Source organism: Pseudarthrobacter sp. J1763 (assembly GCF_050490295.1).
Taxonomy (GTDB): domain Bacteria; phylum Actinomycetota; class Actinomycetes; order Actinomycetales; family Micrococcaceae; genus JBNPEO01.
Genome location: NZ_JBNPEN010000002.1, coordinates 213,665 through 228,835, shown reverse-complemented (window position 1 = coordinate 228,835; position 15,171 = coordinate 213,665). Strand labels below are relative to the sequence as shown.

The 15,171-nt window shown below is 57.6% G+C and carries 12 protein-coding genes and 1 tRNA gene; 6 read left to right on the top strand and 7 right to left on the bottom strand.

The annotated features are described in order from the left end of the window. Positions 1 to 38: 38 nt before the first annotated feature. The 3 genes from ilvA to ACQQCD_RS03035 all read right to left on the bottom strand — a co-directional run bounded on the left by ilvA (position 39) and on the right by ACQQCD_RS03035 (position 3,553). Entirely contained in the window at positions 39 to 1,280 is a 1,242-nt protein-coding gene (gene ilvA, locus ACQQCD_RS03045) for a threonine ammonia-lyase (protein ID WP_430266922.1), read from the bottom strand. Beyond that, entirely contained in the window at positions 1,277 to 2,485 is a 1,209-nt protein-coding gene (locus tag ACQQCD_RS03040; protein WP_430266921.1) for an AI-2E family transporter, read from the bottom strand. The genes ilvA and ACQQCD_RS03040 overlap by 4 nt, the downstream gene beginning before the upstream one ends. Before the next feature lie 75 nt (positions 2,486 to 2,560). Further along, complete coding sequence (locus ACQQCD_RS03035; protein WP_430266920.1) at positions 2,561 to 3,553, bottom strand: aldose 1-epimerase family protein; 993 nt, start codon at positions 3,551 to 3,553, stop codon at positions 2,561 to 2,563. A 147-nt stretch (positions 3,554 to 3,700) separates the two neighbouring features. On the opposite strand from ACQQCD_RS03035, the gene galT reads away from it, so the two are divergent. Together galT and galK are read left to right on the top strand one after the other, a co-directional pair. Then, positions 3,701 to 4,819, top strand: coding sequence for a galactose-1-phosphate uridylyltransferase (galT, locus tag ACQQCD_RS03030; protein ID WP_430266919.1), 1,119 nt, complete (start codon positions 3,701 to 3,703; stop codon positions 4,817 to 4,819). Between the two features lie 2 nt (positions 4,820 to 4,821). Beyond that, positions 4,822 to 5,982, top strand: coding sequence for a galactokinase (galK, locus tag ACQQCD_RS03025; protein ID WP_430266918.1), 1,161 nt, complete (start codon positions 4,822 to 4,824; stop codon positions 5,980 to 5,982). 82 nt (positions 5,983 to 6,064) lie between these two features. Here the strand turns inward: galK and ACQQCD_RS03020 are convergent, their stop codons facing one another. Then, entirely contained in the window at positions 6,065 to 6,931 is an 867-nt protein-coding gene (locus ACQQCD_RS03020; RefSeq protein ID WP_430266917.1) for a Bax inhibitor-1/YccA family protein, read from the bottom strand. A 376-nt stretch (positions 6,932 to 7,307) separates the two neighbouring features. On the opposite strand from ACQQCD_RS03020, the gene ACQQCD_RS03015 reads away from it, so the two are divergent. The 4 genes from ACQQCD_RS03015 to ACQQCD_RS03000 are packed head-to-tail and all read left to right on the top strand — an operon-like array spanning position 7,308 to position 11,325. Further along, positions 7,308 to 8,573: a branched-chain amino acid ABC transporter permease gene (locus ACQQCD_RS03015; RefSeq protein WP_430267030.1), complete on the top strand. Its 1,266-nt coding sequence runs from the start codon at positions 7,308 to 7,310 to the stop codon at positions 8,571 to 8,573. A 9-nt stretch (positions 8,574 to 8,582) separates the two neighbouring features. After that, positions 8,583 to 9,551, top strand: coding sequence for a branched-chain amino acid ABC transporter permease (locus ACQQCD_RS03010; protein WP_430266916.1), 969 nt, complete (start codon positions 8,583 to 8,585; stop codon positions 9,549 to 9,551). Beyond that, positions 9,548 to 10,555 (top strand): ABC transporter ATP-binding protein, encoded by a 1,008-nt coding sequence (locus tag ACQQCD_RS03005; RefSeq protein WP_430266915.1) that lies wholly within the window; start codon positions 9,548 to 9,550, stop codon positions 10,553 to 10,555. The genes ACQQCD_RS03010 and ACQQCD_RS03005 overlap by 4 nt, the downstream gene beginning before the upstream one ends. Next, the gene (locus tag ACQQCD_RS03000) at positions 10,552 to 11,325 is read left to right on the top strand and encodes an ABC transporter ATP-binding protein (RefSeq protein WP_430266914.1); all 774 of its coding nucleotides are present in this window, start codon (positions 10,552 to 10,554) and stop codon (positions 11,323 to 11,325) included. Before ACQQCD_RS03005 ends, ACQQCD_RS03000 begins: the two co-directional genes overlap by 4 nt. Before the next feature lie 553 nt (positions 11,326 to 11,878). Here the strand turns inward: ACQQCD_RS03000 and ACQQCD_RS02995 are convergent. From ACQQCD_RS02995 to ACQQCD_RS02985, 3 genes are all read right to left on the bottom strand, one after another. Further along, the gene (locus tag ACQQCD_RS02995; protein WP_430266913.1) at positions 11,879 to 13,234 is read right to left on the bottom strand and encodes an ABC transporter substrate-binding protein; all 1,356 of its coding nucleotides are present in this window, start codon (positions 13,232 to 13,234) and stop codon (positions 11,879 to 11,881) included. 219 nt (positions 13,235 to 13,453) lie between these two features. After that, positions 13,454 to 13,527: transfer RNA gene (locus ACQQCD_RS02990), tRNA-Leu, on the bottom strand. A gap of 145 nt (positions 13,528 to 13,672) precedes the next feature. Then, on the bottom strand, positions 13,673 to 15,142 hold the full coding sequence (locus ACQQCD_RS02985) for an NAD(P)/FAD-dependent oxidoreductase (protein ID WP_430266912.1): 1,470 nt from the start codon (positions 15,140 to 15,142) through the stop codon (positions 13,673 to 13,675). Between the last annotated feature and the right edge of the window lie 29 nt (positions 15,143 to 15,171).

Here is a 15,171-nt window from a genome sequence, read left to right as displayed (position 1 = left end):
GTTGGGGCCCGGCGTCGTGCTTTAAGCGTGTTTTGGTGCTAGCCCACCACGATCGGTTGGAACCCTTCTGCTCGCAGGGCGTTCAGAACTACCTCGGAGTGTTCATGCCCCTTGGTTTCGAGGTTCACCGTGATGGAGACGTCGCCCATGGAAATCGAGCCACCCACGCGTGTGTGGTCCAGTCCTGTGACGTTGGCGTCGTTCTCGGCGATGATGCGTGCAATGGTTGCCAAGGATCCGGGCCTGTCATCGAGCATCATCCGAATGGTCATAAACCGGCCGGCTGCTGAGAGACCACGCTGGATCACTTTGAGCATCAACATCGGGTCAATGTTGCCGCCTGAGAGGATCACTGCAGTAGTTCCAGGGTTCTCAATCTTGCCGTCCATCAACGCTGCCACACCCACGGCACCGGCGGGTTCAACAACCATTTTGGCCCGTTCAAGCAAAAAGATCAGCGCCCTAGCCAGTGAGTCTTCGCTCACCGTGACCACGTCATCAACCAGCTCCCGGATGATGCTGAACGGCAGCTGTCCGGGGCGGCCTACTGCAATACCGTCAGCCATGGTGGAAACCTTTTTGAGCGGCACCAAGGCGTCGGCAGCCAAGGATGGCGGGTAGGCTGCGGCGTTCTCTGCCTGGACACCGATAATTCGGATTTCGCGGCCCAATTCGCGGGCACGGCTCTTGATGGCCACCGCCACACCGGCCAGCAGACCACCGCCACCAACACCCATAAGAACTGTGTCCACGTTGGGTACTTGGTCTAGAACTTCCAAGCCCACGGTTCCTTGGCCTGCAACAACGTCCACGTTGTCGAAGGGATGAACAAACACTGCGCCGCTCTGGTCTGCGAAGCGTTGTGCCTCGGCGAGCGCCTCATCCACGTTGTGCCCGTGGAGGACTACTTCAGCACCGTGGCTGCGAGTTGCCGCCAGCTTGGGCAGGGCAACACCCATCGGCATGTAGATACGGGCCTTGATGCCCAATGACTTGGCCGCGACTGCCACACCTTGAGCGTGGTTACCGGCTGAGGCTGCCACCACTCCGCGCTTTTTTTCATCTTCGGAGAGCCTGGCCATCCGAACGTAGGCGCCACGGACTTTGAAGGAACCAGCACGCTGAAGGTTCTCACACTTGAAATAGACCTCGCCCCCGGTAATGCGGCCTAGGGCGCGGGAGGATTCAACTGGCGTACGGGTGACAATGCCGTCCAGGAGTTCTTGAGCCTTGAGCACATCCGCCAAGGTCACTTGCAACGATGAAAGATCTAAAGTCATTCGGGGCTCCCTGAAGCTGCGGTCTCGCTGGTAATCGAATCGTCTCCAATTTTTAGGGCACTCGGCTGTTTTGCTTCACTGGCAGCAACGGCGTCTTTCTCCCACTGCCGTGCGGCGATGTAACGCACAGCTGAATTTACGACGGCGAGCAGCGGCACCGAGAACAGCGCACCGGGGATCCCGGCCAAGTAGGAACCGGCGGCTACTGCCAGGATGACGCCTACCGGGTGCAGGGAAACAGCTTTGCCCATCACGAGTGGTTGGAGGATGTGGCTTTCGAGTTGCTGCACGGCCAGCACAATGATCAACATAATCAGCGCATTTACCGGTCCGTTGGCAACGAGTGCCAACAACACGGCGACGGCACCGGTGACCAAGGCGCCCACCACGGGGATAAAGGAGCCAAGGAAAACCAGGACGGCCAGTGGCAGCGCAAGGGGCACTTGGATAATGGCAGCACCTACCCCAATACCTAGGGCGTCCACTGCAGCAACAAACATCTGGATGCGAACATAGCTACCGAGTGAAACCCAGCCCTTATGTCCTGCACCATCAGTGGCGGCACGTGCTTGGCGCGGCATCAGGCCCACCAAAAAAGCCCAAATTTTGGAGCCTTCTAGCAAGAAAAAGATCAGGACAAAGAGGGCAATCAATAAGCCTGCAGCAAAGTGACCGGCACTGCTACCAAAGGTGAGTGCGCCGCTGACAATCGAGTTGCTGTTGTTTTGGAGTGCGTTGCTTGCATCCTGAATGTACTTATCGATCTGATCCGCTGTCAGGTGCAAGGGGCCATCTTGGAGCCACGTTTGGATTTGCTGCACTCCATGAAGGGCCTCAGCCCACAAGTCGTGGAAACCGACGGTGAGTTGGCGTCCCACTAAAGCCAAGGCTCCGACGATCAGCACTACAAATCCCACTATCGTCAGAGCAGTGGCGATGCCCCGCCGTTTGACCTTAGTGGTGAGCCAGTTGGTGACAGGGCTCAACAGCGCAGAGAGCAGCGCAGCAACCATGACGGGAATAACGAGGAGTGAGATCTGACTTAAGAGCCAAATCAATCCCCCACTCACAATAATGATCAGGCCGATACGCCATGCCCAAGAGGCCGCGATACGAACCGCGTTCGGGACATCCTGAGCCGTGTGCTTTAGTGGGCCTGTGGACAGGCCGTTACTGTTTGGCGGTAAAGATTCCAACTGCGTCATACGTTAATAGTTCACCAGCGAGCGCTCAACGCGAAATGACGTCCATTCTGTACTAGCGGTTTTTGATCGCCGACACTACAGCTGAGCCTGAATTCCCCACGTCATGGAGAACTGTGCGCCAGCGGCAACCCAGTTGAGCCCTTCGCCTGAATTGAAAGCATTTGCAGGACCTGTCATGGGTTCAACGGCAACAGCGAAAGTCCGTCCGGGGAATCCGTTGGTGACATATATATGCACGTACTGGCATGTTTCGTCTTGCCAGAGCGAGACGGTGCGTCCAGCGGGATCAGCCAGCGTGGACACTGCGCGCCCATTTGTGAACTCCAGGTCGGTGATGGCCACATCAATATCCAGCTCCCCGACGACCTTTCCTGCGCGAAGATCAAAGTCACCTGAAACGGATTCGGAGCTGCGGGGAATCAATCGCTCGTCAGCCACCAAGCGGGTTGCGCCGGGGACGGTCAAGGTCACGGTTGACGGATCCACATCTCCTAGGCGCAAATAGGGGTGAGAACCCAAGACCACTGGAGCAGGGTCAGGGGTGTCGTTGATCAGTGTTTGCTGAACTTCCAGCCCACCCTCGGCTGCCAATGCGTACTGCACGCGGTGGCGAACCAAAAAAGGGTAACCATGTTGAGGGAACACCGTTGCTTCGAGAGTGACAGAGTGCTCGCTTTCCTCAACGAGCGAATATCCGGCATTGCGCAAGAGGCCATGGCTCGCATTGTTGCGAGAAACTTCGGTGATATCCAGCTGCTGCTTTTTGCCGTTGAGCAACCAGACGCCGCCATCTACCCGATTGGCCCAAGGTGCTAACGTCACACCGCTGGCACCAGGCGGGATCTCGTCGTCGGCGTAAGTCTCAGTGAGCTGTACACCGTTTTTGCTATAGAGCCGCAGGCTCGCGCCGAGCTCGGCAATAACCGCGAGCTCTTCGCCGCGGCGCAGCTCAAACTGGCGGCCAGTGGCAAAACGGCGCACGTGAGCAGCCTCGCTGCTGGTGCTGGATTCGGTTGGATCGTTACCCTCATGCATGGCTATACCGTACCGTGTTAGCCCGAAGCCCATGGGCTCTCCTTCGAGAAATACGTGGTTACAAAGGAAACAAAATGTTATATTTTGTTAGAAATTATTCGTTTCTGCTCATTGCGGTTCTGTGATGCACTCGCGTTGTTGGGAGCTCCACATGGTTCCGCCGTCTCGCTAAGGCCGCTTATGACTTCGATTACCAGCACTCGTATGGCCGATGGCCGGGAGCTGATTTACTTTGACGCTGCGCCCGGTGCCGATCGAAATTACCCAGACCTTCGGGACCTCGGCGCCCGGAGTAAGCCGGGTGAGGTTCGTTTTGACGCCCTGAGCGGCGAGTGGGTTGCCGTCGCCGCACACCGGCAGAGCCGCACACACTTGCCACCAGCAGATCAGTGCCCCATCTGCCCCACCACCCCCAACAATGCAACCGAAATTCCGGCTCCGGACTACGAGGTTGTCGTCTTTGAGAACCGCTTCCCTTCCCTGGGCCCAGATCAAGGCGAGATCCCACAGGCGCCTGCATGGGGCACCCGTGGAACCGCTTTTGGTCGCTGTGAGGTTGTCACTTTCACCCCAGAACACACTGGTTCCTTCGGCGGGCTGAGTCACGAGCGTGCTCGAACCGTGGTGGAAGCTTGGTCACAGCGGACAGCTGCCCTGTCAGCACTGCCCGGCATCAAGCAGGTGTTCCCCTTTGAAAATCGTGGCGCCGACATCGGCGTCACACTCCACCACCCGCACGGTCAGATTTACGCCTACCCGTACATCACCCCGCGCGGAGAAGTACTCGCCAAAGCGGCGCGGAAATTTTATGACGACTCCGATGGGCGGGAGACGCTCACCGGTTCCATTTTGCGCCAAGAACGTAACGACGGTTCCCGGATCATCCTCGAAGGCGAACACTTCAGCGCCTACGTTCCCTTCGCCGCCCGTTGGCCCCTGGAGGTCCATTTGGCACCACACCGGCAAGTCGCAGACTTCGCTGGTCTAAACGGTGAAGAAAAGGACGAGCTCACTTCCTTGTACCTGCAGCTTCTGGGCAAGGTAGACAACCTCTACCCCACCCCCACACCGTACATTGCTGCTTGGCATCAAGCTCCAGTAGACAATCACTTCCGCCCTGCGAGCTACTTCCACTTGCAATTAACCTCCCCGCGCCGCGCTGCAGACAAACTGAAGTTCCTGGCCGGCTCCGAGGCCGCCATGGGCGCGTTTATCAACGACACAACCCCGGAAAGCGTTGCAGAGGCCTTGCGCAACGCACCCACCGAGCCCCGCACAGCAGCACAGAAGGGTGCCTAGTTTTGGTAGAGAACTTCAATGATGAGAGCCTTGTGCGCGAATTCGAGGCCGTCTTCGGTACTGCACCGGATGGTCTATGGCAAGCACCAGGCCGAGTCAACCTGATTGGCGAGCACACCGATTACAACGAGGGATTTGTGCTGCCGTTCGCTATCGACAAGGTGGCCCGTGTTGCAGTTCGGCGCCGTGACGACAACGTCATTCGCTTACTGTCCACCTACGGCGATCAGGGGGTCACCCAAGCTCCGCTGGATGGTTTGGAGCCGGGCGAAGCTCACGGTTGGACCAAATACCCGCTCGGTGTTGTGTGGGCTTTGCAACAGCGTGGCATCAATGTTCCGGGCTTTGATCTGCTCTTGGACTCCACAGTTCCGCTGGGTGCCGGGCTGTCCTCTTCCCACGCGATTGAATGCGCCACCATCACGGCTCTCAATGACCTCACGGGTGCAGGCCTGACCGCAGAGGAAATGGTGCTAACCACTCAACGTGCCGAAAATGACTTTGTGGGCGCTCCCACAGGAATTATGGACCAGTCAGCATCTCTGCGCGGAGCAGAAGGCCATGCGGTGTTTTTGGACTGCCGCGATCAGCACGTTGAGCTAGTCCCCTTTGAAGCTTCACCGGCAGGCCTGGTGATGCTTGTCATCGACACCAAAGTTGCCCACTCACATGCCGACGGTGGTTACGCCTCCCGCCGCGCCGCATGCGAGGAAGGCGCCCGAGTGATGGGCGTCCCAGCGCTTCGCGATCTGGACGTCTCGGCTCTGGATGAGGCACAGTCCAAGCTCGATGACGTGACCTTCCGGCGGGTGCGCCACGTGGTCACCGAAAACGATCGTGTACTGCGCACCGTTGAAAAACTGAGGGCAGAAGGCCCGACGGCGATCGGCGCCCTACTGGATGCCAGTCACGTTTCCATGCGGGACGACTTCGAAATTTCCTGCCCCGAACTAGATCTTGCTGTGGACACGGCGCGTTCCAACGGCGCTATTGGTTCACGGATGACTGGCGGCGGTTTTGGCGGGGCAGCGATTGCCCTCACCCCGGCGGGTGAAGAAGAAAAGGTACGTACCGCCGTCGTACAGGCCTTTGCCGAAGCGGGATTTACGCTACCGGACATCTTCACTGTGACTCCGGCGGCTGGCGCACAGCGCAACCGCTAAGCGCGCGTCCACCCAACAAAAGGGAAGGGCACCAACCAAACGGTTGGTGCCCTTCCCTTTTGTACTTTGCGGCGGCCCTGGATTAGTCGTTGCCGCGCAAGATCGAGAGGATCCGCAGGATCTCGACGTAAAGCCACACGAGGGTGACAGTCAGGCCGAATGCCGCAGTCCAAGCAAAGCGAGCCGGGGCACCGTTGCGGACGCCAGCTTCAATGTTGGTGAAATCCATAATGAGCGAGAACGCAGCCAAGCCAACTGCCAGCAGACCCACCAAAACTCCGAGCGGGATACCAAAGATTTCCACGCTCGTGCGCAGGCCCCACGGGTCATTGACTACCCCAAAGAGCATCAGGCCTAGGTTCACCAAGCTAAAGAGTGCATAGCCAGCCATGGCGATCATAAAGAAGCGCATAGCCTTGGGGGTGGCACGTACCTTGCCATTTTTGAAAAGCAAAAGGGTAACGCCAAAGACTGCAAGCGTTCCAATAACTGCCTGCAGGCCAACACCCGGGTAAGCAAGGTCCAGAACCTTGGTGATACCGCCCAGGAACAAACCCTCTAGGAATGCATAGGCGAGGATCAGGGCCGGTGACGGCTGCTTCTTAAAGGTGTTGACCATCGCCAACACAAATCCACCAATGGCGCCAAGCACCATCAGCGGCATCTGCAAGGATTGCGGCGCCAAGACCAACGTAATGGCTGCGCCAACAAGAACGAATCCCAAGCACGCGAGCGTCTTCATGATGACGTCGTCGTAGCTCATCCGGCCGGTCTGCGCAGGACCAGCGGCGGGACGGTTATACATGTCTTGGAGTTGCTCTTGACTCAACTGCCCCTGCTGCATCCCAGGGTTATACGGCTGGTTGTAGCCATTGGGTACTGCGGGCGGCGTCTTAAGTGCGCCATTAAACTGCTTGCCGTTGAAGATCGGGTTACCACCGGCGGCCATAAAAATTGTCCTCCTACTAAGGGGGCGAGTGTTAGTTCACGCTATCAACTCTCACGATCAACACGTGCGATTAGTTCCCAGTGTGATGCTTCGCCGACCGAATCTCCCCGAATCCGGACATGTTGTTACCGCCTCGCAATCAACGGAGGCCAATACCAGCATCTTTTTGGAACATACGCGCTGTAACATGGGCACACAACTGGTGATCCACATCACAACGGCAACTCCCCGAAAGCGGCCGCGCAGATGCACTTTCTTCCATTTCGCCGCCAATCTTTGGCGGCCAGGACCCCCATGCGGAGGTTTGGACTTGAGACCTACACCGAGTAACCCGTCACGTCGACGGCTCGGCGCACGGCTATCCGCCGTCGGATCGATGATCACAGCCGTTATTGCCCTGATGATCGCATTCGCGCCAGCAGCTACTGCCGCCACACCCTCGCCATCACCCAGCCCAGAAAACTTCGTGAACAGCATTAGTGGATTCCTTCGCAACGAGGGCAAACCCCTTGAAGGAGTCAAGATCACCGCCAAGGGGCAAGGCTTTGAAGGTTCAGCCACCTCTGCTGCGAACGGCGCCTGGGAAATTGGAGTGCCAAGCAAGGGTAGCTACGAAGTAACTCTTGATGAGGCCTCATTGCCCGAGAGCATCAAACTGGCAGACGGTCAGCAAAACCCTCGGACCATCACGTTCACCGAGACCTCAAACCAAGGAACCATCTTTGCTTTTGGTAAAGGAATTGTGGTTCAACAACAGGACTTCGGCCAGAATCTGCTCAACCGCTTGGTGGCGGGCCTGAGTTTTGGCTTGCTGCTCGCTTTGGCCGCAGTTGGACTTTCGCTCATTTTCGGCACCACTGGCCTGACCAACTTTGCGCACAGTGAAATGGTCACCATGGGTGCTGTGCTGGTCTTTGCCTTCAACGCCATCGGGATGCCGTTCTGGCTCGCGATTCTTCTGGCAATCGTGGGTGGCGGCCTCTTCGGCTACGTGCAAGATGCAGCATTGTGGAAACCACTACGACGACGGGGCACTGGTTTGGTGCCCATGATGATCGTTAGCATCGGCCTAGCACTGGCCGTGCGCTACACCATCTTGTTCTTCTTTGGTGGCGCAACCCAGCAACTCCCATTCGCGCAGAGCGCTGACATTCAGCTGGGCCCGATCTCCATCTCCCCCAACAACCTCTGGTCCTTGCTGATCAGCGCCGTTGTCATTGCCATCGTCGGAATTGTCCTGCTCAAAACGCGACTCGGTAAAGCAACTCGCGCAGTGGCTGACAACCCGGCACTCGCAGCAGCCTCGGGAATTGACGTAGACGGGGTGATCCGCATTGTCTGGGTCACCGGCGGCATCCTTGCTTCACTCGGCGGCATCCTGTGGGCTTATTACCGCCCGGGAGTCACGTTCGACATGGGCCAGCAAATCCTGCTACTCATCTTCGCCGGTGTAACACTCGGTGGCCTGGGTACCGTCTTTGGTGCACTCATAGGTTCGGTAGTAGTGGGTATCTTCGTTGAGCTCACCACAGTCTTCGGACTGGCAGCTGACCTGAAATACGTGGGTGCCCTATTCATCATGATCGTTGTTCTTTTGTTCCGTCCCCAAGGCATCTTGGGCCGGCGCGAGCGTGTGGGTTAGGAGAAACAAATGGACTTCGGATTTATTTTTTCCAGCGCCGCGGGTGAAATATTCAGCCCCACAACGGCCGCTTACGCGCTTGCCGCTTTGGGTCTCGCCGTACACTTTGGCTACTCAGGACTATTGAACTTCGGCCAAGCCGGTTTTATGGCCGTGGGTGCTTATGGCTTCGCTATCTCCACTTTGAGCTTCCACGTGAATTTCTTTGTGGGCCTGCTGATCGCAGTAGCCTGCTCGGCGTTGTTCGCCCTACTTCTAGGTATCCCGACGCTTCGGCTTCGTGCAGACTATCTGGCCATTGTGACAATTGCCGCGGCTGAAATTGTTCGCTACATCGTCACCACCAATCAGTTGACCGCCGTCACCGGTTCGGCCAACGGTCTGGCGGCCTTTGAAGGCGGGTTCTACGCCATGAACCCCTTCCCTGAAGGTGAGTACTTCGGGATGAACAACCGCGACTTCTTTATCCGTGTTGTGGCCTGGATTGTAGTGATCCTGGCTTGTGTGCTGGTTTGGCTCCTGATGCGCAGCCCCTGGGGCCGTGTACTGAAGGGCATCCGTGAGGATGAGAACGCTGTGCGTTCGCTCGGTAAAAACGTCTACGCGTACAAAATGCAGGCCTTGGTGATTGGTGGTGTGCTTGGCGCACTCGCGGGCATGATCTTTACGCTGCCCCGCGGCGCAGTTCAGCCGGCCAACTACGCCACCGATCTCACGTTCTTCCTGTGGACCTGTTTGCTGCTGGGTGGTATGGCCACGGTTCTGGGCCCGGTGATTGGTGCCATGATCTTCTGGGTGGTGCTCTCACTCACCCAAGGCATTCTCTCCGGGCTGGTTGAGTCAGGTGCTGTTACTTGGCTCTCCACTACTCAAGCAGGTCAGCTGCGCTACATCATGGTGGGTGTTGCCCTGATGCTTCTGATGATCTTTAGGCCTCAAGGCGTGTTCGGCAATAAGAAGGAGCTCGCGTTCGCATGAGTACTCAAGCGGCACAGAACGCCGGAGATACTGACATCGACTACATGACCGATGACCGGCCCATCGCAGTAGGCGAAGTTGCGCCCGGCTGCAAAAAACGGGATCCAATTGTGGTGGCAGAGAACGTCTCACGCAGCTTTGGCGGCATTAATGCCGTTGATGTGGAGTACTTGGAGATTCCACGCCACAAGATTACTGCGTTGATTGGTCCCAACGGCGCCGGTAAAACCACCCTCTTTAACTTGCTCACGGGTTTCGACATCCCTAACACCGGCAAGTGGCAGTTTGAGGGACAGGACCTCGCAGGGGTTTCCTCCTACAAGGTGGCCCGGATGGGCATGGTCCGGACCTTCCAGCTCACCAAAGTTATGGGCAAGCTGACAGTTATGGAGAACATGCGTCTGGGCGGTGCGCGCCAGTCCGGCGAGCGCCTCACGCACGCGCTCTTTAGGAACTTGTGGGGCGGCCGCGAGAAGGAAATCACCGCTCAGGCTCAGGTGTTGCTGGAGAAGTTCAAACTGGACGCCAAAAAAGATGACTACGCTGCTTCGCTTTCCGGCGGTCAGCGCAAGCTTCTTGAAATGGCCCGTTCCTTGATGACAGAGCCCAAGCTCGTGATGTTGGATGAGCCCATGGCTGGTGTGAACCCCGCCTTGACCCAGTCTCTTTTGGATCACATCAAGAACCTCAAGGCCGAAGGTATGACAGTGCTCTTTGTTGAGCATGACATGCACATGGTCCGCCACATTGCCGACTGGGTTGTGGTGATGGCTGAAGGCAAAGTTGTTGCTGAAGGCCCACCCAACGAGGTCATGAAAAACCAGGCGGTTATTGATGCTTACCTCGGTGCTCACCACGACGTGGACTTGGGTGACGCCGAAGGTATCAAGGAACTTGAGAACGTTCTTGAGGCCGACGACGAATCAATCGTTGGTACCGATGCCGCTGGTTTGATTGCACCAGAGGCAGTCAAGGGTGGACTCACTGAGAAGGACGAGAAATGAGCGCCACAAGCACTGCCGCGGCAGCGGCACCCCAGAACAATGACACCGATTCAGTAGTTAAAGTCACCGACTTGGTGGCTGGCTACTTACCGGGAGTTAACATCCTCAACGGTTGCAGCATCGAGGCCCGCAAGGGTGAACTGATCGGAATCATCGGCCCCAATGGTGCCGGTAAGTCCACGCTATTGAAGGCCATGTTTGGTCTGGTCAAGGTCCACTCCGGGTCAGTGGTGGTCCGCGGTAAGGACCTCACCGGGCTCAAAGCGAACAAGCTGGTTTCCCAGGGCGTTGGCTTTGTGCCGCAGACCAACAATGTTTTTGCTGCTCTGACCATTGAAGAGAACCTGCAGATGGGTATGTTCCAGCGCCCCAAGGACTTTAAGGAACGCTTCGACTTTGTGGCAGGTTTGTTCCCTGAACTCGCCAAGCGCCGGGCCCAGCGTGCTGGTTCCTTGTCCGGTGGTGAACGGCAGATGGTGGCGATGGGCCGTGCTTTGATGATGGACCCCGCTGTGCTGTTGCTCGACGAGCCCTCTGCCGGCCTCTCCCCCGTCAAACAGGATGAGACGTTCTTGCGGGTTCACGAGATCAACCGTGCAGGTGTATCAGTAATTATGGTGGAACAAAACGCTCGCCGCTGCCTGCAGATCTGTGACCGCGGGTATGTTCTGGACCAGGGCAAGGACGCGTACACAGGGACCGGCCGGGAACTGATGAAGGACCCGAAGGTCATCCAGTTGTACTTAGGAACATTGGCTGACGAGGTCTAAAACCTGCTGACTCCAGCACGTGCCGCTACCCCTTAGGGTGGCGGCACGTGTGCGTTTAAGCTGACACCCATAACTTGGTTTGCCGCATTCCACACTCTAGACTCTCGGGCATGCAGCTTCGGACCGGGACGCAGCTATAGGGGCGGCCTTTGGCGCAATGATCTGCACTGCATCACGTAACGCTCATGAGGCTCCATCACCATAGGTGCTTTGGAACGCGACGAGGCGAAGCAGCGTGATCGGCGGAGTGCTGGCGGCCAGCCTGGCAGGGGGCTTGACGCCCGGGGTGTGGCCCGTCGTCGTAAGCGTCTGCGTTACTCGCAGTGTGCACACGTATCTGGTCCCTGAACGGTGGTGCGGCGCCGGCGGCCATGATGACGCCGATGCCCAGACCCCTCGGAGACATGTCGCCGGTGATGGTTTCTGTGTGGTTCGCTCGTAGCCTACTGCCGGCCCTTGTATTCCTAGCTGCCACTCATCCGTAAACAGCAGAAGGCCCCTCCCCCGCGCGTTGCGGGAGAGGGGCCTTCAATGGTTTGAGGAAGCGGGGCTCTTAGAGCTTGCCGAACTCTTCCTTGACCGGCTTGTAGCTGTTGTCATTCTGGTACTGGTAGATACCGATGTAAGCCTCGGTAGGATCACCAGCGTCGGAGAAGGTCACCGGACCGGACTTGCCGTCGTAGTCAATATCCTTACCATTGCGGAGCAGGGTGACACAGGAAGCGAAGTCGTAGCACTTCTCGCCGCCTTCAGAAACCGCTTTGAGCTGCTTGGCGATATCCGTACCCTTGGTGGACTTTGCAGCCTCAGAAGCCAAAGAAATGAGGTTCACAGCGTCGTAGGATTCGCCCGCGTAGCTGTAATCCTTGAGTGAGGGATCAATGGCCAAGAGCGACTTCTTGAAGTCATCCTTAGCAAAGGTGCCGGGGATAGTTCCCTGAGCACCTTCAAGAGTGCCTGCCTTGAAGTCCTTGCTGTAGTCAGAGGTATTACCGTCCACCATAAACAGCTGGGTGGGCTTGATTCCCTTACCCGTCAGCAACGGAACAATCGACTTTGCTTGGTCGAAGGTAATCAGTGCGATGGCATCCGGCTTGGCAGCCATCACCTTGTCTACCTGCGAGCTGAACTGAGAGTCACCTTCGTTGAAGAGTTCCTCAGCCACAACCTTGCCACCAGCAGCCTCGAATGCTTCCTTGACGTTCTTCTGCAAACCAGTTCCGTAGGCATCGTTAAGAACGATCATGCCGATGGTCTGGGCGCCACAAGAGGCCATGTAGTTTCCGAGGACCTTGCCCTGGAGTACATCCGAGGGTGCAGTACGCCAGTACAGTCCTTTGTCATCCCAAGTGGTGAAGTCAGGGGAAGTGTTGGCCGGGGAGAACTGGATCACGCCTGCACCAGTGATCTGGTTGATCACGGTCTTGGAGACGCCAGAAGATGCTGCACCAATAATTGCGCTCACACCTGAACCCAAGAGGGCAGTGGTGGACTGCGTTGCAATGTCAGTCTTGGTGTCACCAGAATCCCGGTGAATGGCCTGAACCGGGTGGCCCAGAACACCACCAGCTGCGTTAACTTCCTTGATACCAAGGTTCACACCAGCAATTTCTGGTGGGCCGAGGAATGCGAGCGAACCGGTAGTCGGCAACAATGAGCCGATCTTCAACGGGGTGGGGCTAGTAGTAGTGGATGCCGGAACGGCACCGGTGTTGGCGGCGGCAGCCGAACTTGCAGCTGCTGCGCTAGAGGGTGCCGGGCAAGAGATGCCCGTTGCGGCCGGAGCCGAGGACGATTCACTAGCTGCGGGGGTTGAGGAACCGCCGCAAGCGCTGGCCAGCATGGCCACGCCTACACCTAGAACGGCAAGACGCGCCGTGCGAGAGGCAGCCTTGGGAGTTGCAATCATTAAGGATCTCCTCGATCGAAAGGTGCGAACGTCCTTTGATACGAATGCTCAGGTGTTCCTGAGTAAGCAACAAAGTAGTCGATATCCGGCAAGGATATAAGTGATTCAGGTCACATCCTTGTAACTCTCGTTCGTTTGCACACTTTTCGCTACAAAAATGGACATTCGCATCCAGAATCCCGGGTGCGAATGTCCATTTTTGTAGCGCATATTCAGTTGTGCCCCTGGTGGGACTTGAACCCACAACACTTCGATTTTAAGTCGAATTCCTCTGCCAATTGGGATACAGGGGCGCCTGAAATATGTTAGCCGAAATTCTCTTGCGCTGCGGCCACCCCACCTACGGGCGGCCAGGAGATTCTTTAAAAGAACGACGGCGCCCGCCCCACCAGAGGGGGCGAACGCCGTCGAACGTTGTGCTTTTAGTTTTGCGGAATGCTACTTAGCTGCCTCAGCCTTAACCGGCTCAGCCTTTGCAGCATCAGCCTTCGGCTCAGCAGCGGCCGGAGCAGCAGCAGGCTTAGGGGCCGGAGTAGCTGCAGCCACAAAGGCGCCACGCGGGTTGTCCAGGTCCAACAGCTGGGTGGTGTCGCGGCCTGAGAACAGACTCAGGAACCAGCCGCCAACAACGCGGAACTTACGCTCGAACGTAGGCATGGCCATACCGTGGTAGCCGCGGTGTGCGATCCATGCGAGGGGGCCCTTGAGACCAATGCGGCCCAAGAGGTTGATGTTCGCTACGCCCTTCCAAGAACCGAACCCGGCCACAGCACCAAGGTTCTTGTGCTTGTAGTCCTTCAGTTCCTTGTCCCAGCGAGAAGCCCAGAGATTCTTGGCCAGGAGCTTGGCTTGGCGCAGAGCGTGCTGAGCGTTCGGAACACAAGTATTGTCCGGCAGACCCTTACCCGTGAGGTCCGGCACTGCCGCAACGTCACCAGCGGCCCAAGCGTTCTCCACAATGCCTTCGTCGCCACCGATGCGCAGGTCAGCAAGGACCTTGACACGGCCACGCGGTTCCAGCGGGAAGTCGGTGGAGCGAACCATCGGGTTAGCCTGCACACCGGCGGCCCAGATGAGGGTGTCAGCAGCGAACTCGCCAGCGTCAGACTTGTCTGCCATGTTGATGAGCTTGAGCTTGTCAGAAGCGTCAGCAAGGGAGGTGTTCAGGAGAACCTCGATGCCGCGGCTGCGCAAGTGCTCAACAACCCATTCAGCCTGCTCGGCGGTAACCTCAGGCATAATGCGGCCCATGGCCTCAACCAGAACAAAGCGGATCTCACTCTGATCAACGCGGGAGTTCTCACCAACGGCCTGGCGAGCCATGTCTTCAAGTTCGGTGATGGCTTCAATACCAGCGAACCCGCCACCTACAACCACAAACGTCAGAGCGGCCTTGCGCTCTTCCGGGTTGGTCATGGTGGAAGCAAGCTCGATCTTGTTGAGGACCTTGTTGCGCAGAGCGACGGCTTCTTCGATGGTCTTGAGGCCGATGCCCTTGTCCGCAAGGCCCGGGATCGGGAAGGTACGCGTGATGGCGCCAGCTGCCAGTACAACGTCAAAGTACGGAACTTCAAACGGTGCGCCGCCATCTGCAGGTGCTACAACCGCCTTGCGGTTGGCGTGATCAATGGAGGTCACACGGCCTTGGATCAGTTCCGTCTGCTTGAGGTGCTGACGGTGGGATACAACGGCGTGACGGGCCTCGATGTTTCCACCGGCCACCTCGGGGAGGAACGGCTGGTAGGTCATGTAGGGCAGCGGGTCAACGAGAGTGACGATTCCGCCAGCGTTTGCAATCTTCTTCTGGAGCTTGAGGGCTACGTACAGACCGACGTAGCCACCGCCTACCACGAGCACGCGGGGACGGTCCTGGAGTTGAGGGGCAGAGATCTGCATAGTGGTTGCCATAACTTAAGGATAGCCTAGTTTGCGAAAAT